Here is a 26,564-nt window from a genome sequence, read left to right on the forward strand (position 1 = left end):
CACACCATGGGGTCACACCCTAAGTGTGACACGAGCGCGACCGTGACTGCGGATGTGTCCGTGTCACACCTGGGGTGTGACCCCAAGGTGTGACACGGGCTCTGCTATAGGCTGCCGAAGCGCTGGTGGAAGCTGGTTTCGGGTTGCGGGGCGCTGGGGTCTTCGCGGCGCAGGGCGGTGAGGATGTGCTGTTCGGCGGGGATTGTGAGTTGGCGGTAGAGCTGGCTGGCCAAGTCGTAGGCGCGGGCGCCGGGCCAGGGTTCGGGCAGCAGTTCGATCGGCAGCTGCGGGTCGTGCAGTTGCACGCGGCGGTAGGCGTGGATCAGCAGGGTGCGCAGCACGAATGCTTGCTCGGGGTCGATCTCGCCTGCCTCGGCCAGCAGGCCAGGCAGGGCGCCGAAGGCGGCCACGAACTTCTGGTAGCCGGCGGCCACCTCGCTCAGGTCCCAGCCCTCTGCCACCATCTCGCCCAGCGGCCGTGCGTGCAGGCCGGGTACTTCGCTGGCCTGCACCACATACACTTTTTGCAGCAGGCCGAGGCGCGACAGCAGCGCTTCCAGTGCTTCCATATCGCCGGCGGGATGGCCCGCAATGCCAGGGGCAATCACGCTGTAGCCTTCCCACAGCAGCTCCTTGCGCAACTGGCTGCGCGCGGGGGCATCGAGGCCGTCGGCGGCCAGCACCAGGGTCCACTGGCCGTTCCAGTGCACGTTCAGCGGCGCGTAGATGCGGCGGAAGGCGCGGCTGAAGCGGCGCATGGCGTCGGGCGTGATCGCGTAGCTGCTGCGGCGGCCGTCGCGCTGGGCGCCCAGCCAGCCTTCCTGCGCCAGGCGGAAAACGGAGGTGCGCAGCAGGCGGTCATTGACGCCAAAGGGAGCCAGCAATTCGATCAGGCTGCCAGTCCACACCATGCCGCCATGCGGGACGATGGCGTCGCCGAAGATGGTCATCACCAGCGATTTGGAGCGCGGCGGGTCGCTGGCCAGGATTTCTTCAATCCAGCCATTGATTTTCTGGTTTTTTTGCATAGACCGAGTTTATACCCTGTCATTGATCTGGATACAGATTTTTTAAATGACACATAAAATTCGTTTGCAAAGCAGTTTTTGTATCGTATTATGAGTCTATCCCGAACCAGGAGGCCCTGCTTATGTACGCACAAATGGTGGAAACTGGCCTGAAAAAGGTCCAGACCGCAGAAGATATGGACGCGCAGGAGCGCGAATTCCAGGCGCGCATCGACGCCGGCATCAAGATCGAGCCTAAGGATTGGATGCCGGAGGCTTACCGCAAGACCTTGATCCGCCAGATTTCCCAGCACGCCCACTCTGAAATCGTCGGTCAGTTGCCTGAAGGTAACTGGGTGACCCGTGCGCCGACGCTGAAGCGCAAATCGATTTTGCTGGCCAAGATCCAGGACGAAGCGGGCCATGGCCTCTACCTGTACAGCGCGGCCGAAACCCTGGGCGTATCGCGTGACGAACTGCTGGCGGCCCTGCACAGCGGCAAAGCAAAGTACTCGTCCATTTTCAACTACCCGACCCTGAGCTGGGCCGACATGGGCGCCATCGGCTGGCTGGTGGATGGCTCGGCCATCATCAACCAGATCCCGCTGTGCCGCTGCTCGTACGGCCCGTACTCGCGCGCCATGATCCGCGTCTGCAAGGAGGAGTCCTTTCACGCGCGCCAGGGCTACGACATCATGATGTCGCTGGCTAAAGGCACGCCGGAACAGAAGGCGATGGCGCAGGATGCGCTGAACCGCTGGTGGTGGCCGTCGCTGATGATGTTCGGCCCGTCCGACGCTGCTTCCGTCAACAGCGCGCAATCGAGCGCGTGGCGCATCAAGCTGTTCTCCAACGATGAACTGCGCCAGCGCATGGTCGACCAGACCGTGCCGCAGGCCGAGTTCCTGGGCCTGACGGTGCCCGACCCGGACCTGAAGTGGAACGAGGAGCGCGGCTCCTACGATTTCGGCGAAATCGATTGGGATGAATTCCACCAGGTCTTGAAGGGCAACGGCCCTTGCAACCGCGAGCGCCTGCGCACCCGCGTCAAAGCCTACGATGATGGCGAGTGGTTCCGCGACGCGCTGGTTGCCTACGCCGACAAACACAATAAGGAGCAGGCTGCGGCCTGAGAGGAGACAAGATGAGCAAAGAATGGCCACTGTGGGAAGTCTTCATTCGCAGCCAGCATGGCCTGGCGCACAAGCATGTGGGCAGCCTGCATGCTCCGGATGCGGAGATGGCAATCAACAACGCGCGCGATGTCTACACGCGCCGCAATGAAGGCGTCAGCATCTGGGTGGTGCGCGCCGCCGATATCGTCGCCAGCGCGCCGGCCGACAAGGGCCCGCTGTTCGAGCCATCCAACAGCAAGGTGTATCGCCACCCGACCTTCTTCCCGATGCCGGAAGAAGTGAAGAACCTGTAAGGCTCCCGACATGGATAACAAGGTCAATTACCTGCTGCGCCTGGGCGATAACGCCATGGTGCTGAGCCAGCGCCTGTGCGAATTGTGCGGCAAGGGTCCGGCGCTGGAAGAGGATATGGCGCTGTCGAATGTGTCGCTGGACCTGCTGGGCCAGACCCGCATGTGGTACACCTACGCCTCCGAACTGGAGGGCGCTGGCCGCGACGAGGACAAGCTGGCTTACCTGCGCGATGCGCAAGACTACAAGAACGTGCTGCTGGTTGAACAGCCGAACGGCAACTACGCCCACACTCTGGTGCGCCAGTTCTTCTTCGATACCTGGCATTACTTCCTGATCGGGGCGCTGACCAAGTGCAGCGATGCGCGCATTGCGGAAATCGCCGAAAAATCGCTGAAGGAGGTGACCTATCACCTGCGCCGCAGCGGCGACCTGATTGTGCGCTTGGGCGACGGCACCGATGTCTCGCATCAGTTCACGCAGACTGCCGTCGATGAACTGTGGATGTATAGCGGCGAGGTATTCAACTACGACGCGGTGGATGAGGCCATGGTGGCGGAAGGCGTTGCGCCAGCGGCGTCGATGCTGCGCGAACAGTGGCTGTCGCACGTGTCCGATATCCTCGGCGAAGCGACGCTCACCATGCCGCCAGCCGATGCGTGGATGCAGAAAGGCGGCAAGCAAGGCCGCCACTCCGAGCACCTGGGCTACTTGTTGGCCGAGATGCAGTTCCTGCAGCGCGCTTACCCTGGTTCGGAGTGGTGATGGACGCAGCGCGTGTCTGGTCGTTGCTGGAGCAGGTCTCCGATCCGGAAATCCCTGTGATCTCCGTGGTCGATCTTGGCATCGTGCGCGATGTCCAGGTTACCGGGACATCGTCTTGCGCGGTCACGATCACGCCGACGTATTCCGGCTGCCCGGCCATGCAAGTCATCGCCGATGCGGTACAAGGCGCGCTGCACGATGCGGGTATCAGGCAGGTCGACATCATCACCCGCCTGTCGCCCGCCTGGACCACGGACTGGATGAGCGATTCCGGCAAGGCCAAGCTGAAGGGCTACGGCATCGCCCCGCCGGCGCAGAAGGTGGTCGATATCAGCGGCCTGCGCACCCCGCGTCCCGCTGTCGCGCCGCTCGATCCGCTGAAGGCCGGTATTGCGCGCGGCGCGGTGCCTGCGCCGACAGTGATCTGCCCGCACTGCGGCTCCAGCCACACCGAAATCACCAGCCAGTTCGGCTCCACGCCCTGCAAGGCGCTGTACAAGTGCCTCGATTGCCGCGAGCCCTTTGACTACTTCAAGTGCCACTGACACCATGAGCAAATTCTATCCACTGTCCGTCGCCAAGGTGCAGCAGGAGACCCGCGACTGTATCGCCGTCACCTTCGCCGTGCCTGCCGAACTGCAGGAAAGCTTCAAATACCAGCAAGGCCAGCACCTGACCCTGCGCACGAATATCGATAACGAAGACGTGCGCCGCTCCTACTCGATTTGCTCCGCCGTGCAGGACGGGTCCTTGCGCGTGGCGATCAAGCGGACCCCGGGCGGCATGTTCTCGACCTGGGCCAACGAGTCGCTCAAACCTGGCGCCACTATTGAAGTGATGCCGCCAATGGGCCATTTCAATGTGCCGCTGGATGCCGGCCAGAGCAAAAATTACCTGGCATTCGCTGCCGGCAGCGGCATCACGCCTATCCTGTCGATCATCAAGACCACCCTGCTGACGGAGCCGACCAGCCGCTTTACCCTGTTCTACGGTAACCGCGCTTCGTCGTCGGTCATCTTCAAGACGGAGCTGATGGAGCTGAAGGATGCTTATCTCGAACGCTTGAACATCGTCTACGTGATGTCGCGCGAGCAGCAGGATATTGAGCTGTTCAACGGCCGCATCACCAAGGAGAAAACCGAGCAGTTCCTGCAGCACTGGATCGATATCAAGGATTACGACACCGCATTTATCTGCGGCCCGGAAGACATGATGCTTGGCGTTTCCGCCGCGCTGCAGGAAGCGGGCATGCCGAAGCCGAATATCAAGATCGAGCTGTTCGCGGCCAGCATTCCAAAGCACCAGCACAAGCCGCGCGTGCAGGCCGACGCGGCGCCGCACCTGACCGAAGTTACCGTGATCATGGACGGCAATGCGGCTTCGTTCACCATGGAGAAGGACAAGGAATCGATCCTCGATGCCGGCCTGCGCGCGGGGCTGGACATGCGCTATTCCTGCAAAGGCGGCGTATGCTCCACCTGCCGCTGCAAGATGGTGGAAGGAAAAGTGGATATGGACGTCAACTATGCGCTGGAAGACTACGAGATTGCACGTGGGTTCGTGTTGAGCTGCCAGGCTTTCCCGGTCACTGATAAAGTGGTTGTCGATTTCGACCAGGCTGAATAATCCGGCACTGCAGTGTCTGACCCTGCGGGTCAGACACCGGGTTACCGGTTCAAAAGGAGACAAGAGTGACCTACCAAAACATCAAATTTGAAATCGAAGCAGGCGTCGCAACCCTGACCCTGAACCGTCCCGACAAGTTGAACAGCTTCACGCAGGCCATGCACCTGGAAGTGCGCGAAGCGCTCGGGCAGCTGCGCGCCGACAAGTCCGTGCGCGTGCTGGTGCTGACCGGCGCCGGCCGCGGCTTCTGCGCCGGCCAGGACCTGGGCGACCGCGCAGTCGCACCGGGCGGCGCCTGCGTGGACCTGGGCGAATCCGTCGAAAAATTCTATGCCCCGCTGGTGCTGGCGCTGCGCGAACTGCCAATGCCGGTCATCTGCGCCGTGAACGGCGTCGCCGCCGGCGCTGGCGCCAACCTGGCCCTGGCCTGCGACATCGTGCTGGCCGCCAAATCCGCCAGCTTCATCGAAGCTTTCTGCAAACTGGGCCTGATCCCCGACACTGGCGGCACCTGGCACTTGCCGCGCCTGATCGGCCACGCCCGCGCCACCGGCCTCGCCATGCTGGGCGAAAAGCTCTCCGCGGAACGCGCCGAACAATGGGGCCTGATCTGGAAAGCGGTTCCCGATGAAGAACTGATGAACGAAACCATGGCCATGGCCAAGCACTTCGCCACCGCACCAACCAAGGGCCTGGCGTTCACCAAGCACGCGCTGCAAGCCAGCTACGGCAACACCCTGGCCGACCAGCTGAAGCTGGAAGGTGAAATGATGCGCGAGCTTGGCTACAGCCATGATTACCGCGAGGGCGTGGACGCCTTCATCAACAAGCGCGCTCCAAACTTCAAGGGGGAATAAGCATGGCGGCTCTGGCGAAAGGCAGTGTTGTTGCCGTGATCGGCAGCGGGGCAATGGGTTCCGGCATCGCGCAGGTCGCTGCGGCTTCCGGCTATACGGTCAAGCTGTTCGATACCCGTGCGGAAGCGGTCGACAAGGCGATTGCCGATATCGGCAAGGTGTACGGCAAGCTGGTTGAAAAAGGCAGGATGTCCGGCGCCGATGCAGATGCCGCCCGCAGCCGCCTGCATGGCGTTGCCGGCTTGGCCGAAGTGGCCGACGCCAGGCTGGTAGTCGAAGCCATCGTTGAAAACCTGGACGTCAAGCGCAGCCTGTTCGCTGAGCTGGAAGCCATCGTCGGCGACGACGCCATCCTCGCCACCAATACCTCCTCGATCTCCGTTACCGCCATTGCCGCCAAACTGCGCAAGCCGCAGCGCCTGGTCGGCATGCACTTCTTCAACCCCGTGCCGCTGATGGCGCTGGTGGAGGTGATCAGCGGCCTGGCGACCGATGCCGCTGTCGCCGGGACTGTATATGACACTTCTATCGCTTGGGGCAAGAACCCGGTGCATGCCAAGTCCACGCCCGGCTTTATCGTCAACCGCGTGGCGCGCCCTTACTATGCTGAAGGCTGGCGCCTGCTGAACGAGCAGGCCTCCGATGCCGCTACGATCGACGCCGTAATGCGCGAGGGCGGCGGTTTCCGCATGGGGCCATTCGAACTGATGGACCTGATCGGCCACGACGTGAATTACTCCGTCACCGAATCCGTCTTCCGTGCCTATTACAATGATCCGCGCTTTACCCCGTCCGTGATGCAGCTGGAGATGGTGAATGCCGGCTTCCTCGGCCGTAAATCCGGTCGCGGCTTTTACGACTACGGCGAAGGCGCGGTCGCACCGCAGCCGTGCTCTGAAGCGCCGCAGCCGCTGCCCGAATACATCGGCTACAGTTTCGAGCCGGGCGATCATACCGCCATCGCGACGATGCTGATCGAACGCCTGAAGGCGCGCGGCATCAGCGTAACCAAGCGCAATTCCGCTGAAGGCCACCGTTCGTCGGAAGCACCGGCCTTCCACTGTAACGGCGCCGCCATCTACCTGACCGATGGGCGCTCCGCCACCCGGCGCGCACGCGACGACAAGCACGATGACATGGTGGTGTATGACCTGGTGTTCGACTTCAATGCGTCGCCGCGCATCGCCATCGCTTGCAGCGACCAATGCAACCCGCGCGCCATGGATTCTGCCATCGGCATGTTCCAGGCCGCCGGCTTCACCGTTACCCGCCTGGACGATGTGCCGGGGCTGGCCGTGATGCGTACGGTCGCCATGCTGGCCAACGAAGCCGCCGACGCTGTCAACCAGGGCGTGTGCAGTGCACAGGCGGCCGACGTGGCGATGCAAAAGGGTGTCAACTATCCGCGCGGCCCGCTGGCCTGGGCGGACATGGTGGGCGTCAAGCATATTGTGACAGTGCTGGAGAACCTGGCAAGCAGCTACGGCGAAGACCGCTACCGCGTGTCGCCGCTGTTGCGCCGCCGTGAGCAAAGCGGAGCCAGGATCCATGCATAACCCCAAGATGCACCCGCAGGCCCTGGCCGAAGCGGCCGGCGCGGCAATGTTCGCGCGCGACGCCGCCAGCCAGGCCCTGGGTATGAAGTTGGTAGAAATCCGTCCCGGATATGCGCGCATGACCATGCCGGTGCGGAGCGATATGCTGAACGGGCACCAGACTTGCCATGGCGGTTTTATCTTTGCGTTGGCCGATAGTGCTTTCGCATTCGCGTGCAACAGCCATAACCACACGACGGTTGGCGCGGGCTGCACGATCGACTACCTCGCCCCGGGGCGGATGGATGACTTGCTCACGGCGGAGGCGGTTGAGCGCACGCTGGTGGGCAAGACCGGCATCTACGATGTCACCGTCTGCAACCAGGAGGGCAAGATGATCGCCACCTTCCGCGGAAAATCTCACCGCGTGTCCGGAGAGGTGGTTCCAACCCGTAGCTAGTTGATGGAGGTAGCACCGTGGTCCAACGCATTCCCGCCCCTTCCGACCTGGAGCCGATCGAGCGCGCCAGCCGTGATGAATTGCAGTCGCTCCAGCTGGAACGCCTGAAATGGTCGCTGATGCACGCTTATGAAAACGTGCCGCACTACCGCAAGGCCTTTGACGAGAAGGGTGTGCATCCGAACGACCTGAAGTCGCTGTCCGACCTGGCCAGGTTCCCGTTCACGGACAAGAAGGTCCTGCGCGACAACTATCCCTTCGGCCTGTTTGCCGTGCCGCGCGAAAAAGTCGTGCGGGTGCATGCGTCCAGCGGCACTACCGGCAGGCCGACCGTGGTTGGCTACACCCAGCGCGATGTCGACATGTGGGCCGACGTCGTGGCGCGGTCCATCCGCGCCGCCGGCGGCCGCGCCGGCGATATGGTGCACATCTCCTACGGCTATGGCCTGTTTACCGGCGGCCTGGGGGCGCACTACGGCGCCGAACGCCTCGGCTGCACGGTGATCCCGATGTCCGGCGGCCAGACTGAAAAGCAGGTGCAGCTGATCCAGGACTTCAAGCCATCGATCATCATGGTGACGCCGTCCTACATGCTGAATATCGTCGAGGAATACCAGCGCCAGGGACTCGATTGCGCCGAATCCTCGCTGCGGGTCGGCATCTTCGGCGCCGAGCCGTGGACCAACGCCATGCGCGGCGAGATCGAACGCCGTGCCGGCATCGACGCGGTGGACATTTACGGGCTGTCGGAAGTGATCGGGCCGGGCGTGGCCAGCGAATGCATCGAATCGAAAGACGGCCCGGTGATATGGGAAGACCATTTCTATCCCGAGATCATCGACCCGGAAACCGGCGAAGTGCTGCCGGACGGCGAGGAGGGCGAACTGGTATTCACTTCCCTGAGCAAGGAAGCCATGCCGGTAGTCCGCTACCGCACGCGCGACCTTACCCGCCTGCTGCCGCCGACTTCGCGCTCCATGCGCCGTATCGGCAAGATCACCGGCCGTTCGGACGACATGCTGATCATCCGCGGCGTGAACGTCTTCCCGACCCAGATCGAAGAACAGATCTGCAAGCTGCCCAAGCTCGAGCCGCAATACCAGCTCGTCGTGACCCGCGACGGCCACCTCGACAAGCTGGAAGTGCTGGTGGAGCTGCGCGCCGGGCTGGCCCGCGCCGATGCCGGCGACGTGGCGCGCGAACTGGAGCAACGTATCAAGACCAATGTCGGCGTGAGTACGACCGTTACGCTGGTAGGCGTGGGCGGCATCGAGCGCACCGCGACCGGCAAGGCCAAACGAGTAATCGATAAACGACCTAAGGAACAACAATGACCGAAGCATTCATCTGCGACGCCGTTCGCACACCATTCGGCCGCTACGGCGGCGCGCTGGCTGGCGTACGCGCCGACGACCTGGCTGCAATTCCGATCGCTGCCCTGATGGCGCGCAACCCTTCCGTCGACTGGAAGCAGGTGGACGACGTGTACTGCGGCTGCGCCAACGGCGCCGGCGAAGACAATCGCAATGTGGGCCGCATGGCTGGCCTGCTGGCGGGTTTGCCGGTGGAAGTGCCCGGTAATACCATCAACCGCCTGTGCGGCTCTTCGCTGGATGCCGTGGGCATCGCGGCGCGCGCCATCAAGTCAGGCGAAGCACAGCTGTTGATCGCCGCTGGCGTCGAGAGCATGACCCGCGCGCCCTTCGTGATGGGCAAGGCCGATAGCGCCTTCTCGCGCAGCGCAAAAATCGAGGACACCACCATCGGCTGGCGCTTCGTCAATCCGCTGATGAAGGCGCAGTATGGTATCGACTCCATGCCGGAGACGGCGGAGAACGTGGCCGAGCAATGGGCGGTTGCACGCGCCGACCAGGATGCTTTCGCCATCCGCAGCCAGCAGCGCTGGGCAGCCGCCCACGCGGCAGGTTTCTTCAAAGGCGAGATCGTGCCGGTCACCATTCCGCAAAAGAAAGGCGATCCAAAAGTCATCGACACTGACGAACACCCGCGTCCCGACACCACCATCGAGGCACTGGCCAAGCTGAAGGGCGTGGTCAAGCCGGACGGCACGGTCACCGCCGGCAACGCCTCCGGCGTCAACGACGGCGCCTGCGCGCTGTTGCTGGCGTCGGCCGCGGCAGTCGACAAGTTCGGCTTGAAGCCGCGTGCCAAGGTGCTTGGCATGGCGACTGCCGGCCTGGCGCCGCGCATCATGGGTTTCGGCCCATCGCCGGCCAGCAAGAAGCTGCTGGCGCAACTGGGCATGACCATCGAGCAGATGGATGTGATTGAGTTGAATGAAGCCTTTGCCGCGCAGGGCCTGGCCGTGACGCGCGACCTGGGACTGAAAGACGACGATGCCCGCGTCAACCCGAATGGCGGCGCCATTGCCATCGGTCACCCGCTGGGCGCGTCGGGCGCACGCCTGGTAACCACCGCACTGAACCAGCTGGAGCGCACCGGCGGCCGCTACGCTCTGTGCACCATGTGCATCGGCGTCGGCCAGGGCATCGCGCTGGTGATCGAGCGGGTCTGACCATGCCCTGCTACGAAATCAATGGCGTGCGGCCGGTTGTGCATCCGACGGCCTATGTGCACCCGACCGCGGTGCTGGTCGGCGACGTGATCGTCGGCCCGCGCTGCTATGTGGCGCCGCTGGCTTCGCTGCGCGGCGACTTCGGGCGCCTGATCCTGGAGGAGGGCGCCAATGTGCAGGACACCTGCGTGATGCACGGCTTCCCGGGCGGCGACACGGTGGTCGAGCAGGATGGCCATATCGGCCACGGCGCCGTGCTGCACGGTTGCCGCATCGGCCGCAATGCACTGGTGGGCATGAACGCGGTGGTGATGGATAACGCGGTGGTCGGCGCCGAGAGCATTATCGGCGCCGCAGCCTTTGTCAAAGCGGGCATGGATATCCCGCCGCGCAGCCTGGTGGTCGGCGCACCGGCCCGGATCCTGCGCCAAGTCAGCGACAGCGAGATCGCGTGGAAGACGCTGGGCACCGGCCAGTACCACGAGCTGGCCGTGCGCTCGATGCAGACCATGGTGGAGTGCCAGCCCGACACCGAGGCGGCGCCTGGCCGCCAGCGCATGCAATGGGACACTTCGCTGCCAATGCACCTGCACAAGCAAGCATTCGACAATAAACAGTAATCGGAGACTACAAATGGTACACACCCTGCAAAGCTTCATCGGCGGCCGCTGGCAAGGCAAGGAAGCGGCAACCGCGCTGCACAGCGCCCTGGACAACCGCGTCATCTACCACACCCACGCCGAACAGCTGGATTTCGCCGAAGCCGTGCATTACGGCCGCAAGACCGGTATCCCGGCCCTGATGAAGCTGGACTTCCAGACCCGCGCCCAGCGCCTGAAAGCCCTGGCGACGTACCTGATGGAGCGCAAGGAGGAACTGTACGCGATCTCGCACCTGACCGGCGCCACCCGCCCGGATAGCTGGGTCGACGTGGAAGGCGGCATCGGCACCCTGTTTGCCTACGCCAGCATGGGCAGCCGCGAATTGCCTTCGTCGAACGTGCTGCACGAAGGCCCGGCCATGGCGCTGGGCAAGCGCGGCGGCTTCTCCGGCACCCACATCCTGGTGCCGCGCGGCGGCATTGCCGTGCACATCAACGCTTTCAACTTCCCGATCTGGGGCTTGCTGGAAAAGTTCGCGCCATCCTTCCTGGCGGCCATGCCGTGCATCGGCAAGCCTGCCAGCGCGACTTCCTACCTGACCGAAGCCCTGATCCGCATGATCAACGATTCCGGCCTGCTGCCGGAAGGCTCGCTGCAACTGGTGATCGGCAGCACCGGCGACCTGCTGGACCGCCTGGGCGGCGCGGACGCGGTCACCTTCACCGGTTCCGCCGATACGGCTGCCAAGCTGCGCTCCAACCGCAACCTGATTGCCAATTCGGTGCCGTTCACCGCCGAAGCCGATTCGCTGAACTGCGCCATCCTGGCGCCGGACGTCACGCCGGACGATCCGGAGTTCGACCTGTTCGTGAAGGAAGTACAGCGTGAAATGACCACCAAGGCGGGCCAGAAATGTACCGCCGTACGCCGTATCATCGTGCCGCGCCAGCATGCGGACGCGGTGGCGGAGAAGCTGCGCGAGCGCCTGGCCAAAGTCGTGGTGGGAGATCCGTCGGTGGAAGGCGTGCGCATGGGCGCATTGGCTTCGAAAGACCAGCAGCGCGACGTCGCTGAGCGCGTGACGCAACTGGCGAAGGGCAATGAGATCCTGTTCGGCGGTGCTGGCGCGCTGAAGCTGGTCGGCGAGGGAGTCGAGAATGGGGCCTTCTTCCCGCCAACCCTGCTGTTGTGCCGCAACGCCCTAAGCAACGACGCGGTACATGAGGTGGAAGCCTTCGGCCCGGTCAGCACGATGATGACCTACGAATCCATCGATGAAGCGCTGGAACTGGCGGCGCGCGGCAAAGGTTCCCTGGTGTCTTCGCTGATTACCAAGGACCCTGCTATCGCTGCTTACGCGGTGCCGATTGCTGCCGCATCGCACGGCCGCGTGCATGTGCTGGACCGTGAATCCGCTGTCGATTCCACCGGACACGGCTCGCCGCTGCCGCAGCTGAAACACGGCGGTCCTGGCCGTGCCGGCGGCGGTGAAGAACTGGGCGGCATCCGCGCAGTGCGCCACTTCCTGCAGCGCGCTGCTGTGCAGGGCTCGCCGACCATGCTGACTGCCATCACCGGCGAGTACGTGCGCGGCGGCGCCGTCAGGGAAGGCGATATCCATCCGTTCCGCAAGTGCTTTGAAGACCTGGAAATCTGCGATTCGCTGCTGACCCATCGCCGCACCGTGAGCGAGGCGGACATCGTCAACTTCGGCGGCATTTCGGGCGACTACTTCTACATGCATTTCGACGAGATCGCGGCCAGGGATACCCAGTTCGGCAAGCGCATCGCCCACGGCTACTTCGTGCTGTCGGCGGCGGCCGGCCTGTTCGTGTCGCCGGCGCCGGGACCCGTGCTGGCAAACTACGGGCTGGACAACCTGCGCTTCATCACCCCGGTGGCAATCGGCGACACCATCCGCGCCCGCCTGACCTGCAAGCGCAAGGTCGACCGCAACCGCACCGACGACAAAGGCCGCGGCCAGGGCGTGGTGGCGTGGGACGTGCAGGTGACCAACCAGAACGATGAACTGGTGGCCAGCTACGACATCCTCACCCTGGTGTCCAAGCGCGCCTGACGCTGCAGCACGTACCAGCAAGCGGCGCCGCCGGCGGCCCCGCTTGCTGCGAGGTGAAGGGCAAGTTCAAAAAACATCTCCAGTGGCGCGGGCTCATCGCCGCAGGCGGCGGAGGCCGTGACGGCGGCAAGATATGCTGCACAAGCGCGGCGGAAGGTGATGGTGTTTTTCATGTCCCGCACTGTAGCGGGCGAATGTGCTGCGAGTATGAAGTGGCTGTGAAACGCCGCTACATCGCCATTATGTAGACGACGCCGGCAAAGGCCATAACGATCAATGCCACGGCGGACCACTTCAATTTGTAGTGGCGCGCATGGCAGCGCTGGCAAACCCGCATCTTCGCACCGCCGCCGCTTGCCAGCGGCAGCTCCTCGTAGGTATTCCAATTGATTTCAGCGGCGCACAGCGCACAGGCGCCGCGTTCATTCCGTCTCCCGCCGCGCCACTGCCGCAGCCGGTCCGTCACCAGCGCCGCGACCAGCAGCGCGCTAAATAGCAGGAACAGTATCTTCATAATGCGCCGACTTTAGCACAAGCCAGCAAGAGCTACCCGCTGCCAGCCCGGCAAGGAAAAGCATGGGGGCCAGCCGCACCAGGTGGCGCGGGGAGTAGGCGCACGCCAGCAAAGGCAGGAATGCCATGGCCGTAAGGATCGCACCGCCAATGAAGAAGCTGGGGCTGCGAATGTTGCGGCGCACAGCCAGGGTCATGGCGCCGGCATAGGGCAGGACCGAGGCCGCGAAAGCCATGACCCATGCCAGTACCACGGTGGCAAGCGGGAAGCGGAAGGTTTTGTCGCCGTTCACGACGAAGTCCCACAGCTCATTGCCGAAGACGAAGGTCACAGCGGCGCAGCTGACCGCAAGAAGGTGGGCGTACATGACGCGCTGCATGGAGGTAGGGATGTTCATGGCCTGCACTGTAGCGGGCCTGTATGCGCTCAGAATGAAACGACGGTGAAGTGCCACAAGCGGGCAAGGATTCGCTACACTGCGGGCTGCTCTGCTCTTAACATCATAAGGTTAGTCATGAAATGTGTATCGCTGGCGGGGATTGCCGCCATGGCCCTGCTTACCGGCTGCACGGCGGTATCCGGCACCAGGTTCGCGCAGCAGGAAGCCGTCATGCCGAAGCTGTCGGCCGGCCAGGGCCGCGTGTATTTCTACCGCGTTGACGCCTTCACCGGGGGCGGCATGGCCGCTCCGGTCATGCTGGACGGGATGGTGGCAGGGGATTCGCTTCCAGGCGGCTATTTCTTTGTTGATGCCGCTGCCGGCAAGCACGAAGCGTCAGCCACCACCCGTGTCACCAGGAAGCTCAATTTCGTTCTTGAGCCAGGGGAAACCAAATACGTACGCACCAAGGCGCAGTTTGAAGAGAAAGTCGGCCGCGTGGTGCTGGAATTGGTAGGCGCCGAAGAAGCCCGCAGGGAACTGCCTTCCCTGAACTTCACCGGCGCGCCCAAGGCCAACTGATCAGGCTTGCAAGCCGAACGGATCGTCGATGGAGTGGGACGGCTTGGTGAACCAGCGCGGGCCATCATCCGCCATGTAGAAGTGGTCTTCGTGGCGCACGCCGAATTCGCCAGGCACCACGATCATCGGCTCGTTCGAGAACGTCATGCCGACGTCCAGCGGGGTCTTGTCGCCGCCCACCAGGTATGGCCATTCGTGGATGTCCAGGCCGATGCCGTGGCCGGTGCGGTGCGGCAGGCCCGGCAGTTTGTATTCCGGGCCGAAGCCGGCCGCCTGCAGTGAACGGCGCGCGGCCTGGTCCACTTCTTCGCACGGCACGCCCAGTTGGGCAGCTTCGAACGCGGCCAGTTGCGCCGCCTTCTCCGCATTCCATACCGCGCGCTGGCGCTCGCTCGCTGCGCCGTACACGTAGGTGCGGGTAATGTCGGAAATGTAGTTGTGGAGTTTGCAGCCGGTGTCGATCAGCACTGTGTCGCCTTGCTTCAGCGTCTGCACGTACGACACGCCGTGCGGGAAGGAGCTGGCCACGCCGAACAGCACGATCACGAAATAGGAGCCGGCCGGCGCACCGACCTTGCGATGCGCCTTGTCGATGAACTCCGCCACCTCGGTGGTGGTGATGCCCTCGCGCAGGATGCTGGCGGTGGCGACGTGCACGGCCAGGGTCATGTCCTTGGCGCGCTGCATCAGGGCGATTTCCGTCTTCGACTTGCGCGTACGGCAGTGGGCCGTGACCGCTCGTGCATTTTCCAGCGCATAGCCTTCGGCCAGCGGGCGTATGCCTTCGTAGATGAAGAAGGCGGCGCTTTCGTCGATGCCGATGCGCGGCGGCTGTGCGGCATTCGGCACAATGCCTATCTTTTTCAGGACCGCGATGAACAGGGCGGAGGGACTTTCGTGCTCGTGCCAGCAGTTGACCGTACCTTCCACCAGCATGAAGTCCTGCAGTGTGTTTTCTTCGAAAGCAGGGGCGATGTATTCCACCGCGCCGCTGGCGGGCAGGATGGCGCCGACCATGCGTTCGCTCGGGTACCACTTGGTGCCGGTGAAGTAGAGCAGGCTGGAGCCGGCATTGATGTAGATGGCCGCGATGCCTTGTTGGCGCATGAAGACTTGTGCCTTTTCGATGCGTGCCAGGTGCTCATCCTTGCCGATCGGCGTTGCGCCCGCTGTCATGTCCGACAGGGATGCCAATGCCTCTTCGATTGTCTTGCCGCCAATGCCAATGCCCATGCTGCCTCCTTAAAAACAAGGGGAACATCATAGCATCGCCAGGACGCAAAAAAGCCGGCTATGCAGCTATCGTATCCGGGGATGACGATAGCCGCATACCGGCCAGGATGGTGCAGCTTATTGGACTTGCAGGCTTACCTTGTCAACAACGAAGGAAGTCTGCAGCGAGTAGTCTTCCGTCATGTTGAAGTGGATGCGCACGGTCTGGCCCTTGTACGGCAGCAGGTTGAAGCTGCGCACCTGGTAGCCGCTGGCAGGCATGGTGTTGTTGTAGGTCGCCAGGGTGCCCAGGGTGGTGCCGGAGCTGTTCTTCACGGTCACGACCATCTTGTCATACACGGTGCTGCCGGTTTCGGCAGTATCGATATGCAGTGCGAACGACAGCGTGGCCGCCGTGGCAGTCGATGGGATGGTGACGGTCTGGTACAGCGATTCGGTAGCAGTGCTGCCGTTACCGCCCAGCCATGCGAAGCGCGAACCTTCGTACGCCGTCTGGCCGCTGTAGTTGCCGATCACGCCGGTGGTGCCAGCCCATGGCGTAGTGCCGGACTCGAAGCCGCCGTTGACGATCAGCTCGCTTTGCGGAGGGATCGTGCCTACGGTCAGGGTGGCGTTGTTCGAGGTGGCGGTCTTCGCCGGCGACGAAGAGTCGCTGACGATGGCCTTGAACACGGCACCGTTGTCCGCAGTCTGCGCGGTGAACGAGTAGGTAGCCGATGAGGCGCCCGAAATCTGGGTGCCGTTGCGGTACCAGGCGTAGCTGTAAGGCGCGGTGCCGCCGGTGGCGCCAACGGAGAAGGTAGCGGTGCCGCCGGGAGCTACCGTGACGTTGTTCGGCTGCGTGGTGATGGTTACCGTGTTCGGGTTGGCTTCGTCCACGTCGGTGCCGACGTTGATCGCCGCGTAAGCGCGCTTGACGGCAGTCGATTCAACGCTGCCCACGCCGTACAGCTGTTCCGCCGACTCGATCATCTTCAGGCGTGCGTTGGCGTAGTTGGTGGAGGCGGTGAACTTGGTGGTGTTAGCCTTGAACCAGATGCGGAACGCCTTGTCGCTGCCGATACCGCTCATCGCCAGCGGCTGCTTGTTCAAGTAAGAGCTGTACATCTCGCTCGAGGACGAGGAGTTGGAGCCGTTGGCCAGGAAGTAGAACATGCGGTTGTTCGGCCCCGAGGAGTAGTGCACGTCGATATTGCCCAGGGTGCTGCTCCAGGCATCGCGCGATGCGCCGTCCTTGGACGGCTTCCACATCCAGCGCAGAGGCTGGCCGTTTTTGGCGATCTCCTTGCCCATCATCCAGTCGTTGCCGGTCGGGATGGTGGTGCCGGTACCGCCATTGCGGGCATAGGCTTCCACCATTTCACCGGTGATGTCGGAGTTCGACTCATTCAGGCCGCCGGATTCGCCGGAGTAGGTCAGGTTGGACGTGGCGTCGGTTACTCCGTGGCCCATTTCGTGGCCGATCACGTCGATCGAACCCAGGCTGTAGAAGCTGGAGCCGTCGCCGATGTACATGCACTTGCAGCTCGGGTCGAAGAAGGCGTTGTCGTAGTTGTTGTCGACGTGGACCGCGATATAGGTCGCGGTGTTGTTGCCGTCCAGCGAAGACCAGCCCATCACGTTTTTCAGCGTGTCGTAAGTGTTCATCAGGCCCCACAGCGCATTCACTGCGGCGGTCTGGCCGTTGGCGTTGGTGGTGCTGCCGCCGTTGTATTGCTGGCCGTCGCCCCAGGTGTTGGTGGTGTTGGTGTAGATCGCGCCCGGGCTCGGGTTGTTGGCCGACGAGTGGTTGGCATTGGTGATGGCCATGCCGCCATAGGTGCCGCCGGTGCCGCGCGACGAATCCAGCATCTTGTAGGTGGAGCCGGACAGGGTGGTGTTGATCGGCACGTCGCCGTTGTACTGGCTATGGCCGACGCCGACCACGGTCTGCAGGGCGTTCCATTGCTTGATCACGGCGCCGGTCTTGGCGCTGATCACGGTGTCGCGGAAGACCGGACGGCCGTCCTTGTTCATGCGGGTCTTGACCAGGTAGGCCAACTCGTAGTGGTCGACTACTTCTTCCACGTCGGTCGCATTCAGCGCACTTTCGGTTTTATTGGCGGCGGCTGCGGTGCGCTGGGTCTTCACCACAGGCCAGATCAGCAGCTCGGCTTCCGGCTTGATGCGATGCTGGTTGCCAGGGGTGCGCGAGACAGCGACGCGGATCGCTTCGTCGGCGCTGAAGGCCGCGGTGGTGTCGGGAGCGCCCTTGCCGGCGGCCTTGGCGGCGCGTGAAGCGTCCAGTCCATCGCGGCGGTCGGAAGCCGACTCGCTGACGATATTGCCGTTTTCATCGGTGACAACGACGGACTCGGAACCGAATACGCGCAGGCCCTGGAAGGTATGGTCGGCGCGCAGGATGCGCTGGCCGTTGACGCCCGGGTGCTGTTCGCGCAGCTTATATCCATGCTCGCTATCGAGGCCGGCCGCGGCGCGCAGCGAATCCAGGCGCGATACCAGGTTCGCCTTTGCTTCGACGCTCATCGGCTGAGCGGGAGAGGCCATCAAGGTATCAGGCAGGACGCCTGCAAATGCAGGGGCGAACGAGGCGGCTACGGCTGCGGCCAACAGGCTTTTGCGAAGTTTCATCGACTCTCCTAGGGAACTTGGGTTGGTGGGAGAGACGACGTTATGCCTGTTTTTTGTGCAAGTCAAAAAACTTATGAAATGAGTCAGTTTTACAGATTTTGTATATTTTTAGACAATAGATTACAGTTCCATAGTCACCAAATGAAACGGGGCGGCCCCCCTCGGCGCCACCCCGTTTTGCTTGCTTTGACCGTGTATTACTGGACTTGCAGGCTGACCTTATCCACCACGAACGAAGTCTGCAGCGACGAGTCTTCGGTCATGTTGAAGTGCAGGCGCACGGTCTGGCCTTTGTACGGCAGCAGGTTGAAGCTGCGCACCTGGTAGCCGCTGGCGGCGTTCGCGTTGCTGTAGGTTGCCAGGGTGCCCAGGGTGGTGCCGGCGCTGTTCTTCACAGTCACCACCAGCTTGTCGTACGCGGTGCTGCCCGATTCCGCGGTGTCGATATGCAGCGCGAACGAGAAGTTCGCCGACGTTGCGGTCGATGGGATGGCCACGGACTGGTACAGGGTTTCGGTCGCGGTGGCGCCGTTACCGCCGAGCCATGCGAAGCGGGTACCTTCGTATGCCGACTGGCCGCTGTAGTTGCCGATCACGCCGGTGCTGCCGGCCCATGGCGTAGTGCCGGACTCGAAGCCGCCGTTGACGACCAGCTCGGATTGCTGGGTGGTGCCCACGGTCAGGGTCGCGTTGTTCGAGGTCGCGGTCTTCACCGGCGACGACGAATCGGTGACCTCGGCCTTGAACACGGCGCCGTTGTCGGCAGCCTGCGCGGTGAACGAGTAGGTGGCCGAGGAGGCGCCCGAGATCTGGGTGCCGTTGCGGTACCACTTGTAGCTGTAAGGCGAAGTGCCGCCGCTCGCGCCCACGGTGAAGCTGGCGGTGCCGCCTGCTGCCACGGTGATGTTGTTCGGCTGGGTGCTGATCGACACGCCGGTGCCGGCGCCGGTTTCGTCGACGTCGGTGCCTACGTTGATTGCTGCGTATGCGCGCTTGACGGCGATCGATTCCTTGCTGCCTACGCCGTACAGTTCTTCAGCCGACTGGATCACCTTGGTGCGTGCATCGGCGTAATTGGTCGATGCGGTGAACTTGGTGGTGTTGGCCTTGAACCAGATGCGGAACGCCTTGTCGCTGCCGATACCGGTCATCGCCAATGGCTGCTTGTTCAGGTAAGAGCTGTACATCTCGCTCGAGGACGAGGAGTTGGAGCCGTTGGCCAGGAAGTAGAACATGCGGTTGTTCGGGCCCGAGGAGAAGTGCACGTTCAGGTTGCCCAGGGTGCTGCTCCAGGCGTCCTTCGACGAGCCGTCCTTGGATGGCTTCCACATCCAGCGCAGCGGCTGGCCGTTTTTGGCAATCTCCTTGCCCATCATCCAGTCGTTGCCGGTCGGGATGGTGGTGCCGGTACCGCCATTGCGGGCATAGGCTTCCACCATTTCGCCGGTGATGTCGGAGTTCGACTCATTCAGACCGCCGGATTCGCCGGAGTAGGTCAGGTTGGACGTGGCGTCGGTTACGCCGTGGCCCATTTCGTGGCCGATCACATCGATCGAACCCAGGCTGTTGAAGCTGGAACCGTCGCCGATGTACATGCACTTGCAGTTCGGGTCGAAGAAGGCGTTGTCGTAGTTGTTGTCGACGTGGACCGCGATATAGGTTGCGGTGTTGTTGCCGTCCAGCGAAGACCAGCCCATCACGTTTTTCAGCGTGTCGTAGGTGTTCATCAGGCCCCACAGCGCATTCACTGCGGCGGTCTGGCCGTTGGCGTTGGTGGTGCTGCCGCCGCTGATGTACTGCTGGCCGTCGCCCCAGGTATTGCTGCTGTTGGTGTAGATCGAGCCGGCCTGTGGATTCGATTCAGGCGAGTGGTTGGCGTTGGTGATCGCCATGCCGCCGAAGGTGCCGCCTACGCCGCGGGTCGAGTCCAGCATCTTGTAGGTGGAGCCGGACAGGGTGGTGTTGATCGGTACGTCGCCGTTGTACTGGCTATGGCCGACGCCGACCACGGTTTGCAGCGCATCCCATTGCTTGATCACGGCGCCGGTGGTAGCGCTGATCACGGTGTCGCGGAACACTGGACGGCCGTCCTTGTTCATGCGGGTCTTGACCAGGTAGGCCAGCTCGTAGTGGTCGACCACGTCTTCCACGTCGGTCGCATTGAGCGCGCTTTCTGCCTTGTTGGCGGCAGCGGCGGTGCGCTGGGTCTTGACCACTGGCCAGATCAGCAGTTCGGCTTCCGGCTTGACGCGGTGCGTTTTGCCTGCAGTGCGTGAAACAGCGACGCGGATCGCTTCGTCGGCGCTGAAAGCTGCGGTGGTGTCAGGCGCGCCTTTGCCGGTCGCCCGGGCGGAGCGGTGTGCATCCAGGCCGTTGCGGCGGTCGGAAGCGGATTCGCTCACGATATCGCCGTTTTCGTCGGTGACAACGACGGACTCGGAACCGAACACGCGCAGGCCCTGGAAGGTATGGTCGGCGCGCAGGATGCGCTGGCCGCCGGCACCAGGGTGCTGTTCACGCACTTTGTAGCCGTGCTCGCTATCCAGGCCAGCAGCGGAGCGGCGCGCGTCCAGGCGTGCAGCCAGGTTGGCCCTGGCTTCAAGGCCCATCGGCTGGGCCGGTGCGGCCATCATGTTTTCTGGCAGGACGCCTGCAAATGCAGGGGCGAAAGAGGCGGCTACGGCTGCAGCCAGCAGGCTTTTGCGAAGGTTCATCAGCTCTCCTTGTGAGCGGTGGGGGTGGTAGGGAGAGCGGGAAGTTATGCCTGTTCTTTATGCAAGTCAAAAAAGTTGCAAAATAAGTCGGTTCTACACTTTTTGTTCAGTTTTAGACATTTGATTACATTTGGGTGGTTCTTGAACTAGCTCGCTTTGCGACCAAATGGCGCACGATTGGCGCGATTTGTAGGGAAGTTACAACGAAATAGAGGTGTTTTTCTAGTTTCGTGTTGGATGCAACAGAAATATGTATCTAATTGTCACACTCATGTTGCACTAGTTGAATTTTGCGTTTTACACTAGCCCGTCGTTTGTTTGACGTACCACTTAGTGAGGGCGCATCACTCATGTTGTCTATTTCTACCAAAGTTGAAAGGATCGTCGCGGAGTCGCCCTTCCTGAGCGAAGGTCTGCGCCGTGGCTTGATCAACCTGTCGGAACTGGCGCGCCAGCTGCAGCCGCAGCTCCAGAACGACCTGTGGAAGCCCGTCGGCCAGGCGGCCGTGGTCATGGCCTTGCGCCGTGTCGCCGGACGCCTGCCGGACAAGGATGCCCAGGAACTCGTGCTGGCCCAGCAGTCCGGCCAGCTGACCGCACGCACCGACCTGGTCGAATTCACCTTCCGCCGTTCGGACCGCATTGACGAATGCCACCGCCAGCTGCTGGAGCGCTCGGGGACCGGCCATGGCCTGTACCTGACCGTGACCCGTGGCAGCGAAGAGGTGGTGGTGATCTGCAGCCGCCCCTTCATCGGCCTGGTCGAACAGATCTTCGCCGGCGAACGCCTGCTGGCGCGGCTGGAGAACCTGAACGCCGTCACGCTGCAGCTGACCGCCGATTCCTGGCGCACGCCGGGCATCTACCACGCCATCCTGAAAAAGCTGGCATGGGACAAGGTCAACCTGATCAACCTGATCTCGACCCATACCGAACTCACCCTGCTGCTGGAGAAGGAACACACAGGCGCCGCTTTCAGCGTCCTCTCCAACATGATCGCGCACAAGCACTGATGTACACTCCCGGTAGGGCAAACCTACAGGGAGTCAGCATGGGCTTGAAAGACACGCAGCGGGTGGTGCCGGCATTGCGGGTGGCGAACTACGCCGCCAGCAAGCCTTTCTATGAATCGCTCGGCTTCCGCGAAGAGTGGGCCCACCAATTCGAACCCGGCTTGCCGGCCTTTGCCTCGATGATGCTCGACGGCATGGAAATTTTCCTATCTGAACATTCGGGCGACTGCCAACCCGGCGGGCTGGTACACTTTTATGTTCCGGACGTCGACGCCCTCTTTGACGACTTCCTGGAGTATGGCGTGAACGTCGAGCAAGCGCCGAACAATGACTTGGGAGCGGACCTGCGTGTCATGTCCGTTCTCGATCCAGACAATAACCGGCTCAAATTTTTGACCCAGACCCATTGGGAGTAAGCGCAATGAAGAAAGCGCTGTTGTTCGCATTCCTTGGCATGGCCGCCGCATCGCAGGCCAGTGCGCAGGGACTATTCAAGTGTTCGATAGATGGCAAGGTGACTTACCAGTCCATGCCCTGTCCCAAAAACGGCGGCGCGTCGCTCGACTACCCGCCGCCGCCGACTGCTGCCCAGGCGAAAGCGGCCCAGGCGCGCGCCCAGGAAGACCGCGAGCGCGTGAATCAGCTGGCCGAGAACAACCGCCGGGCACGCGAGAAAAAGGCCAACGTGGATGCGGAAGAGGCCAAGGAAGAAGCGGCCAGCAAGCGCGTGGCCAAGAGCAGCTGCGATTCGCTGCGTACCCGCCGTGAAGAGCTGTACGGCCAGCGCAATGAGAACCGCCGCAATTCCCAGCTCGATGCGATGTCCAAGACCCAGAACGATATCGACAAGCTGGAGGCCGAATACACCAAGGGCGCCTGCGGCCCGCTCGACTGAGGGGCCGCCCTGGCGGCGCCGCTTATTGCGGTGCCGCGCCTGCAGCCGGCGCTGCGGGATTTTCCTGCACTGCCAGCGCAACGGCCTGCACCGAAAGCTCGCGCAATTTGCCAAGCACGGCCTGGTCTTTGACCACCGTCAGCGTGGTGATCTTGCCCATGTCCTTGTTCACCAGGTATGCCACCAGTGCGCCGGCGACGGCACCTCCGGCGGCTGCCTGCCCGTAGCTGAGGCTGCTGTTCTTGACCACCGCACGGCCTGCTGCACCACCCAGGCCGCCAGCTGTTGCCATCAGTCCGACACTGAGTTTGTGGGTGACGGGGTCCTTGGTGTAGCCGACATTGGCGCAGCCGGTGCCTTCGGCCGGCACTTCCGGCGCTACGCCTTCCATCGACGTATACAGGTAGATGGACGGCATTTTTGACGGGTCCTTGGGCATGAAGAAGCCGCCGTCACTGTGGCTTCGCTTGGCGCCGGGATTTCCAGGCTGGAAGATGGAGATGCCGCCTTGCGGTGCGCGGAAATAAGTGCCTTGCGCATCTTCTTTTTCCGATACATATGGGCCGCGTTCCAGGCGGGTCTCAGTCACCAGTTTCAGCATACCGGCAGTATCGCTGGCTGTGAGCGCTTGAGGCAGCTGGATGCAAGTGATGGACGCTGGCGCTGCCAGTCGATCCGGTTCGACCAGCGGAGTGCTTGCGCAGCCGCCCAGCATTGCGCTGGCGGCGAGTGGGAACAGCAGTTTCTTGTACATTGTTCATCCTGTGGTGTCGGCCCTGCAGGCGGACCGTAAACCACAGGATAGTTACTTCACGACAAGGTTGCAATATAAATAATCAGGCACCCTTGGCTTACTTCTTCTTCTCTTCTTCAGGCTGCGAGAAATTCAGCTCCGGCTGCTGTTCCTCGTCCTGCTTTTGCGCCGGCAGCGATTCCGGCGGCGCCGGCTGCTCGATGCGCAGGTCGCCTGATTCCACCTTGCCGCCAGTACTGCGGTCGAGGAAGGCGGTGACGGTTTGCGGCAGCGCAGCCACCAGCAGCACCATCAGCATCTGCAGGCCCACCCAAGGCAGCGCGCCCCAGTAAATATCGGACGACTTCACTTCTTTCGGCGCCACGCCGCGCAGGTAGAACAGCGCGAAACCGAAGGGCGGGTGCATGAAAGAGGTCTGCATGTTCACGCACAACATCACGCCGAACCACACCAGGGACGCCGATGCCGCGGCTTCAGGGCTGCCCATGAGCGGTTCCAGCTGCGGCGCCAGCACCTTTTGCGCCACCGGCGCCAGCATCGGCACCACGATGAAGGCGATCTCGAAGAAGTCGAGGAAGAAGGCCAGGAAGAACACGAACAGGTTCACCACCAGCAGGAAGCCGATCCAGCCGCCTGGAATGCCGTTGAACAGGTGCTCGACCCACAGCCCGCCATCCACACCCTGGAACACCACCGAGAAGCAGGTGGAGCCGATCAGGATGAACACCACCATCGCGGTCAGGCGCATGGTGGACTGGTAGCTCAGGACGATCAGGTCGCGCAATGGCTTGATCTGGCTGGCGCGGATCACGATCCAGGCCACGCATACGTACAGCACGCCCAGCGCGGCCTGCACCACCGGCTTGGCGCCTTCGACAAAGGCGCCGGTCAGCGCTGCCGCCAGCAGGGCCAGCATGCCGACGCGGAACACGATCTTGTCGCGCCGGTTGAATTCCGGATGGCGCAAGGCGGCCAGGATCACCGCGCCCAGCGCGCCCATGGCGCCCGATTCGGTGGGCGTGGCGACACCCAGCATCATCGTGCCCAGCACCATGAAGATCAGCACCGCGGCCGGCACGATGCCTTGCAGGCACTGCTTCCACAGTGCCCAGCCGCGCGGCCCGAGTTCGTTCTGCGGCGCGGCCGGCAGCCACTCCGGCTTCACGCGCGACAGGGCAAAGGTGTATAGCGCGAACAGGCCGATCTGCACCAGCGACGGGCCCCAGGCGCCCAGGTACATGCTGCCGACGTCGGCGGCGGCAGTGGGGGTCTTGAGCTGGTCGGCCAGCACCACCAGTACCAGCGATGGCGGCACCAGCTGCGTGATGGTGCCGGAGGCGGCCAGCACGCCGGTGGCGTAGCGCATGTGGTAACCGTAGCGCATCATCACCGGCAGCGAGATCATGGCCATCGCGATCACCTGCGCCGCCACGGTGCCGGTGATCGCGCCGAGGATGAAGCCGACGATGATCACCGAATAGCCCAGGCCTCCGCGCACGCCGCCGAACAGGCGGCCCATGGAGTCGAGCATGTCCTCCGCCAGGCGGCACTTCTCCAGCACTGCGCCCATGAAGGTAAAGAAGGGGATCGCCAGCAGCAGGTCGTTGGCCAGCACGCTGCCGAAAATCCTTTGCGGCACCGCCTGCAGGAAGGGCACGCCGAAGAAGCCTTCCGTAATGGCGATAAAACCGAAGAACAGGCCGACCGCCAGCAGCGAGAACGCTACCGGGAAGCCGACCAGCATGAATACGACCAGGCCGCCGAACATCAGCGGCGGCATCATCTCCAAGGGGATCATTGCACTGGCCTTTCGTATTTGCTGTCCAACAGGGCCCGGCCGGTGAGGTGGGCGATGCGCTTGATCAGTTCAGACAGGCCTTGCAGCGCGAGCAGGGCAAAGCCGACAGGCACCACGAGCTTGATCGGCCAGCGCGGCAGGCCGCCGGCGTTGCTCGATTGCTCCATGATGGCCCAGGAAGGCAGGAACAGCGATTCCCATGACAGCCAGGCAAACAGGATGCAGGCCGGGAACAGGAAGAAAATGATGCCGAAGATGTCGATCCACAATTGCTTGCGTTCGGAGACATGGCCGTAGACCAGGTCGACGCGCACGTGTTCATTGCGCTGGAAGGTATAGCTGGCGCCAAGCATGACGGCAGCGCCAAACAGGTACCACTGCATTTCAAGCAGCGAATTGGAGCTCCAGTCGAAGCCATAACGGATCATGGCGTTGCTGGCGCTGATGAAGCATGAGGCGAGAATCATCACGTTGGCCAGCTGCCCGCTGCGGTAGCCGATGCGGTCAAGCCAATGCGACAGGCGAAGAAAACCCTGCATTGCGTCTCCTGGTAATTGGATTAGTTGTTGCAAGGATATTAGCTGAGAATCCCTTCAAATTGAATCGGGGTAGGAAAAAACTGGACGGATGACAATTAAGCATTTAAGATATTAGTTAAATGCTTAATTAGTAAAAAAGTAGTCCTCCAGCATTGGCTGGAGCGTCCTTCGGGTATAGACTAGAGGCTTGCGCCGCATTGCGGCGTCCCTCAACAGAAAACCAGCATGTCGGACAAAGTTTTTGAAGCATTGGCATCGTCGCCGCGGCGACTGATCCTCGCCTACCTCTCGGAACATGAGATGACGGCAGGGGAGGTTGCCTCACGCTTTGAAATGAGTGCGCCTGCGGTTTCCCGTCATTTGTCCGTCCTCGAAGGCGCAGGATTGGTCAGCAGCGAGCGTCGCGGCCAGTTTGTGTATTACAAGCTGATGTCCGACAACCTCGTGAACACGCTGACGCAGTTTGCCTTTGCGCTGTGCCCGGTAGCCGGGCCGCTCAAACGCGAAAGCAAGGCCAAGAAAAAGGCCAGCGAAGCGTAATACGCCAGTACACCCGGGCACGATGTTGGCCATTTTCAGGCCAGGGGTCTCTGCGCGCTTTTTTTCAGGAAGGGGCAGTG

The 26,564-nt window shown here is 62.5% G+C and carries 26 protein-coding genes; 17 read left to right on the forward strand and 9 right to left on the reverse strand.

The features are described from left to right. Positions 1-104 precede the first annotated feature (104 nt). Positions 105-1,028: a phenylacetic acid degradation operon negative regulatory protein PaaX gene (gene paaX / locus ASD07_RS10355; RefSeq protein WP_055929057.1), complete on the reverse strand. Its 924-nt coding sequence runs from the start codon at positions 1,026-1,028 to the stop codon at positions 105-107. Positions 1,029-1,150: 122 nt separating this feature from the next. Between paaX and paaA the strand changes: the two genes are divergently transcribed. The 12 genes from paaA (at position 1,151) to paaZ (ending at position 12,892) form a co-directional block, all read left to right on the forward strand. Beyond that, on the forward strand, positions 1,151-2,140 hold the full coding sequence (gene paaA / locus ASD07_RS10360; protein WP_055929059.1) for a 1,2-phenylacetyl-CoA epoxidase subunit PaaA: 990 nt from the start codon (positions 1,151-1,153) through the stop codon (positions 2,138-2,140). 11 nt (positions 2,141-2,151) lie between these two features. Continuing rightward, positions 2,152-2,436, forward strand: coding sequence for a 1,2-phenylacetyl-CoA epoxidase subunit PaaB (gene paaB, locus ASD07_RS10365; RefSeq protein ID WP_055929062.1), 285 nt, complete (start codon positions 2,152-2,154; stop codon positions 2,434-2,436). Positions 2,437-2,446: 10 nt separating this feature from the next. Continuing rightward, on the forward strand, positions 2,447-3,199 hold the full coding sequence (paaC, locus tag ASD07_RS10370) for a 1,2-phenylacetyl-CoA epoxidase subunit PaaC (protein WP_055929065.1): 753 nt from the start codon (positions 2,447-2,449) through the stop codon (positions 3,197-3,199). After that, positions 3,199-3,744, forward strand: coding sequence for a 1,2-phenylacetyl-CoA epoxidase subunit PaaD (paaD, locus tag ASD07_RS10375; RefSeq protein WP_055929068.1), 546 nt, complete (start codon positions 3,199-3,201; stop codon positions 3,742-3,744). The genes paaC and paaD overlap by 1 nt, the downstream gene beginning before the upstream one ends. Positions 3,745-3,748: 4 nt before the next feature. Beyond that, complete coding sequence (gene paaE / locus ASD07_RS10380; RefSeq protein ID WP_055929071.1) at positions 3,749-4,825, forward strand: 1,2-phenylacetyl-CoA epoxidase subunit PaaE; 1,077 nt, start codon at positions 3,749-3,751, stop codon at positions 4,823-4,825. 65 nt (positions 4,826-4,890) lie between these two features. Next, complete coding sequence (paaG, locus tag ASD07_RS10385) at positions 4,891-5,682, forward strand: 2-(1,2-epoxy-1,2-dihydrophenyl)acetyl-CoA isomerase PaaG (RefSeq protein ID WP_055929074.1); 792 nt, start codon at positions 4,891-4,893, stop codon at positions 5,680-5,682. A 2-nt stretch (positions 5,683-5,684) separates the two neighbouring features. Next, entirely contained in the window at positions 5,685-7,238 is a 1,554-nt protein-coding gene (paaH, locus tag ASD07_RS10390; protein ID WP_055929077.1) for a 3-hydroxyacyl-CoA dehydrogenase PaaH, read from the forward strand. Then, positions 7,231-7,677 carry a hydroxyphenylacetyl-CoA thioesterase PaaI gene (paaI, locus tag ASD07_RS10395; RefSeq protein WP_055929079.1) on the forward strand — a complete coding sequence of 149 codons (447 nt, stop codon included), beginning with the start codon at positions 7,231-7,233 and terminating at the stop codon, positions 7,675-7,677. The genes paaH and paaI overlap by 8 nt, the downstream gene beginning before the upstream one ends. A gap of 17 nt (positions 7,678-7,694) precedes the next feature. After that, positions 7,695-9,011: a phenylacetate--CoA ligase PaaK gene (paaK, locus tag ASD07_RS10400; RefSeq protein WP_055929081.1), complete on the forward strand. Its 1,317-nt coding sequence runs from the start codon at positions 7,695-7,697 to the stop codon at positions 9,009-9,011. Continuing rightward, positions 9,008-10,213 (forward strand): 3-oxoadipyl-CoA thiolase, encoded by a 1,206-nt coding sequence (gene pcaF / locus ASD07_RS10405; protein WP_055929082.1) that lies wholly within the window; start codon positions 9,008-9,010, stop codon positions 10,211-10,213. The genes paaK and pcaF overlap by 4 nt, the downstream gene beginning before the upstream one ends. Positions 10,214-10,215: 2 nt before the next feature. Next, on the forward strand, positions 10,216-10,833 hold the full coding sequence (paaY, locus tag ASD07_RS10410) for a phenylacetic acid degradation protein PaaY (RefSeq protein ID WP_055929084.1): 618 nt from the start codon (positions 10,216-10,218) through the stop codon (positions 10,831-10,833). 13 nt (positions 10,834-10,846) lie between these two features. Continuing rightward, positions 10,847-12,892, forward strand: coding sequence for a phenylacetic acid degradation bifunctional protein PaaZ (gene paaZ / locus ASD07_RS10415; RefSeq protein ID WP_055929086.1), 2,046 nt, complete (start codon positions 10,847-10,849; stop codon positions 12,890-12,892). Positions 12,893-13,121: 229 nt separating this feature from the next. On the opposite strand, the gene ASD07_RS10420 is transcribed toward paaZ, so the two are convergent. Both ASD07_RS10420 and ASD07_RS10425 read right to left on the reverse strand, forming a co-directional pair. Then, on the reverse strand, positions 13,122-13,406 hold the full coding sequence (locus ASD07_RS10420) for a hypothetical protein (protein WP_055929090.1): 285 nt from the start codon (positions 13,404-13,406) through the stop codon (positions 13,122-13,124). Next, entirely contained in the window at positions 13,381-13,803 is a 423-nt protein-coding gene (locus ASD07_RS10425; protein WP_057247132.1) for a hypothetical protein, read from the reverse strand. Before ASD07_RS10425 ends, ASD07_RS10420 begins: the two co-directional genes overlap by 26 nt. Before the next feature lie 117 nt (positions 13,804-13,920). Between ASD07_RS10425 and ASD07_RS10430 the strand changes: the two genes are divergently transcribed. Further along, complete coding sequence (locus ASD07_RS10430) at positions 13,921-14,367, forward strand: DUF2846 domain-containing protein (protein ID WP_055929101.1); 447 nt, start codon at positions 13,921-13,923, stop codon at positions 14,365-14,367. Here ASD07_RS10430 and ASD07_RS10435 read toward each other — a convergent pair whose 3' ends face one another. The 3 genes from ASD07_RS10435 to ASD07_RS10445 form a co-directional block, all read right to left on the reverse strand. Then, a complete protein-coding gene (locus ASD07_RS10435; protein ID WP_304439090.1) occupies positions 14,368-15,594 on the reverse strand; it encodes a Xaa-Pro peptidase family protein in 1,227 nt (408 codons plus the stop codon). Positions 15,595-15,717: 123 nt separating this feature from the next. After that, positions 15,718-18,231: a M4 family metallopeptidase gene (locus ASD07_RS10440; RefSeq protein ID WP_055929105.1), complete on the reverse strand. Its 2,514-nt coding sequence runs from the start codon at positions 18,229-18,231 to the stop codon at positions 15,718-15,720. A gap of 197 nt (positions 18,232-18,428) precedes the next feature. Continuing rightward, positions 18,429-20,945: a M4 family metallopeptidase gene (locus tag ASD07_RS10445; RefSeq protein WP_055929108.1), complete on the reverse strand. Its 2,517-nt coding sequence runs from the start codon at positions 20,943-20,945 to the stop codon at positions 18,429-18,431. A gap of 350 nt (positions 20,946-21,295) precedes the next feature. On the opposite strand from ASD07_RS10445, the gene ASD07_RS10450 reads away from it, so the two are divergent. Genes ASD07_RS10450 through ASD07_RS10460 form a run of 3 tightly spaced genes read left to right on the forward strand, consistent with a single transcriptional unit; the run spans position 21,296 to position 22,853 of the window. Then, positions 21,296-21,958, forward strand: a complete 663-nt coding sequence (locus tag ASD07_RS10450) for a hypothetical protein (RefSeq protein WP_055929111.1) — start codon at positions 21,296-21,298, stop codon at positions 21,956-21,958. A gap of 38 nt (positions 21,959-21,996) precedes the next feature. Further along, entirely contained in the window at positions 21,997-22,374 is a 378-nt protein-coding gene (locus ASD07_RS10455; RefSeq protein WP_055931725.1) for a glyoxalase superfamily protein, read from the forward strand. Positions 22,375-22,379: 5 nt separating this feature from the next. Continuing rightward, positions 22,380-22,853 carry a hypothetical protein gene (locus tag ASD07_RS10460; RefSeq protein WP_055929114.1) on the forward strand — a complete coding sequence of 158 codons (474 nt, stop codon included), beginning with the start codon at positions 22,380-22,382 and terminating at the stop codon, positions 22,851-22,853. 22 nt (positions 22,854-22,875) lie between these two features. On the opposite strand, the gene ASD07_RS10465 is transcribed toward ASD07_RS10460, so the two are convergent. The 3 genes from ASD07_RS10465 to ASD07_RS10475 all read right to left on the reverse strand — a co-directional run bounded on the left by ASD07_RS10465 (position 22,876) and on the right by ASD07_RS10475 (position 25,944). Beyond that, positions 22,876-23,607, reverse strand: a complete 732-nt coding sequence (locus ASD07_RS10465; RefSeq protein WP_055929119.1) for a hypothetical protein — start codon at positions 23,605-23,607, stop codon at positions 22,876-22,878. A gap of 97 nt (positions 23,608-23,704) precedes the next feature. Next, positions 23,705-25,405 carry a TRAP transporter large permease subunit gene (locus ASD07_RS10470; RefSeq protein ID WP_082507253.1) on the reverse strand — a complete coding sequence of 567 codons (1,701 nt, stop codon included), beginning with the start codon at positions 25,403-25,405 and terminating at the stop codon, positions 23,705-23,707. Further along, on the reverse strand, positions 25,402-25,944 hold the full coding sequence (locus ASD07_RS10475; RefSeq protein WP_055929123.1) for a TRAP transporter small permease subunit: 543 nt from the start codon (positions 25,942-25,944) through the stop codon (positions 25,402-25,404). Before ASD07_RS10475 ends, ASD07_RS10470 begins: the two co-directional genes overlap by 4 nt. Positions 25,945-26,169: 225 nt before the next feature. Between ASD07_RS10475 and ASD07_RS10480 the strand changes: the two genes are divergently transcribed. After that, positions 26,170-26,484: a metalloregulator ArsR/SmtB family transcription factor gene (locus tag ASD07_RS10480; protein ID WP_055929126.1), complete on the forward strand. Its 315-nt coding sequence runs from the start codon at positions 26,170-26,172 to the stop codon at positions 26,482-26,484. Positions 26,485-26,564: the final 80 nt, after the last annotated feature.

Origin of the sequence: Duganella sp. Root336D2, from assembly GCF_001425005.1 — a bacterium.
GTDB lineage: Bacteria > Pseudomonadota > Gammaproteobacteria > Burkholderiales > Burkholderiaceae_D > Rugamonas.

What these genes read in the sequence shown, in the direction of transcription:
- paaX (WP_055929057.1), bottom strand. Translation starts at nt 1,028, where the DNA reads ATGCAAAAAAACCAGAAAATCAATGGCTGGATTGAAGAAATCCTGGCC.
- paaA (WP_055929059.1), top strand. Translation starts at nt 1,151, where the DNA reads ATGTACGCACAAATGGTGGAAACTGGCCTGAAAAAGGTCCAGACCGCA.
- paaB (WP_055929062.1), top strand. Translation starts at nt 2,152, where the DNA reads ATGAGCAAAGAATGGCCACTGTGGGAAGTCTTCATTCGCAGCCAGCAT.
- paaC (WP_055929065.1), top strand. Translation starts at nt 2,447, where the DNA reads ATGGATAACAAGGTCAATTACCTGCTGCGCCTGGGCGATAACGCCATG.
- paaD (WP_055929068.1), top strand. Translation starts at nt 3,199, where the DNA reads ATGGACGCAGCGCGTGTCTGGTCGTTGCTGGAGCAGGTCTCCGATCCG.
- paaE (WP_055929071.1), top strand. Translation starts at nt 3,749, where the DNA reads ATGAGCAAATTCTATCCACTGTCCGTCGCCAAGGTGCAGCAGGAGACC.
- paaH (WP_055929077.1), top strand. Translation starts at nt 5,685, where the DNA reads ATGGCGGCTCTGGCGAAAGGCAGTGTTGTTGCCGTGATCGGCAGCGGG.
- paaI (WP_055929079.1), top strand. Translation starts at nt 7,231, where the DNA reads ATGCATAACCCCAAGATGCACCCGCAGGCCCTGGCCGAAGCGGCCGGC.
- pcaF (WP_055929082.1), top strand. Translation starts at nt 9,008, where the DNA reads ATGACCGAAGCATTCATCTGCGACGCCGTTCGCACACCATTCGGCCGC.
- paaY (WP_055929084.1), top strand. Translation starts at nt 10,216, where the DNA reads ATGCCCTGCTACGAAATCAATGGCGTGCGGCCGGTTGTGCATCCGACG.
- paaZ (WP_055929086.1), top strand. Translation starts at nt 10,847, where the DNA reads ATGGTACACACCCTGCAAAGCTTCATCGGCGGCCGCTGGCAAGGCAAG.
- ASD07_RS10420 (WP_055929090.1), bottom strand. Translation starts at nt 13,406, where the DNA reads ATGAAGATACTGTTCCTGCTATTTAGCGCGCTGCTGGTCGCGGCGCTG.
- ASD07_RS10425 (WP_057247132.1), bottom strand. Translation starts at nt 13,803, where the DNA reads ATGAACATCCCTACCTCCATGCAGCGCGTCATGTACGCCCACCTTCTT.
- ASD07_RS10430 (WP_055929101.1), top strand. Translation starts at nt 13,921, where the DNA reads ATGAAATGTGTATCGCTGGCGGGGATTGCCGCCATGGCCCTGCTTACC.
- ASD07_RS10440 (WP_055929105.1), bottom strand. Translation starts at nt 18,231, where the DNA reads ATGAAACTTCGCAAAAGCCTGTTGGCCGCAGCCGTAGCCGCCTCGTTC.
- ASD07_RS10445 (WP_055929108.1), bottom strand. Translation starts at nt 20,945, where the DNA reads ATGAACCTTCGCAAAAGCCTGCTGGCTGCAGCCGTAGCCGCCTCTTTC.
- ASD07_RS10450 (WP_055929111.1), top strand. Translation starts at nt 21,296, where the DNA reads ATGTTGTCTATTTCTACCAAAGTTGAAAGGATCGTCGCGGAGTCGCCC.
- ASD07_RS10455 (WP_055931725.1), top strand. Translation starts at nt 21,997, where the DNA reads ATGGGCTTGAAAGACACGCAGCGGGTGGTGCCGGCATTGCGGGTGGCG.
- ASD07_RS10460 (WP_055929114.1), top strand. Translation starts at nt 22,380, where the DNA reads ATGAAGAAAGCGCTGTTGTTCGCATTCCTTGGCATGGCCGCCGCATCG.
- ASD07_RS10465 (WP_055929119.1), bottom strand. Translation starts at nt 23,607, where the DNA reads ATGTACAAGAAACTGCTGTTCCCACTCGCCGCCAGCGCAATGCTGGGC.
- ASD07_RS10470 (WP_082507253.1), bottom strand. Translation starts at nt 25,405, where the DNA reads ATGATCCCCTTGGAGATGATGCCGCCGCTGATGTTCGGCGGCCTGGTC.
- ASD07_RS10475 (WP_055929123.1), bottom strand. Translation starts at nt 25,944, where the DNA reads ATGCAGGGTTTTCTTCGCCTGTCGCATTGGCTTGACCGCATCGGCTAC.
- ASD07_RS10480 (WP_055929126.1), top strand. Translation starts at nt 26,170, where the DNA reads ATGTCGGACAAAGTTTTTGAAGCATTGGCATCGTCGCCGCGGCGACTG.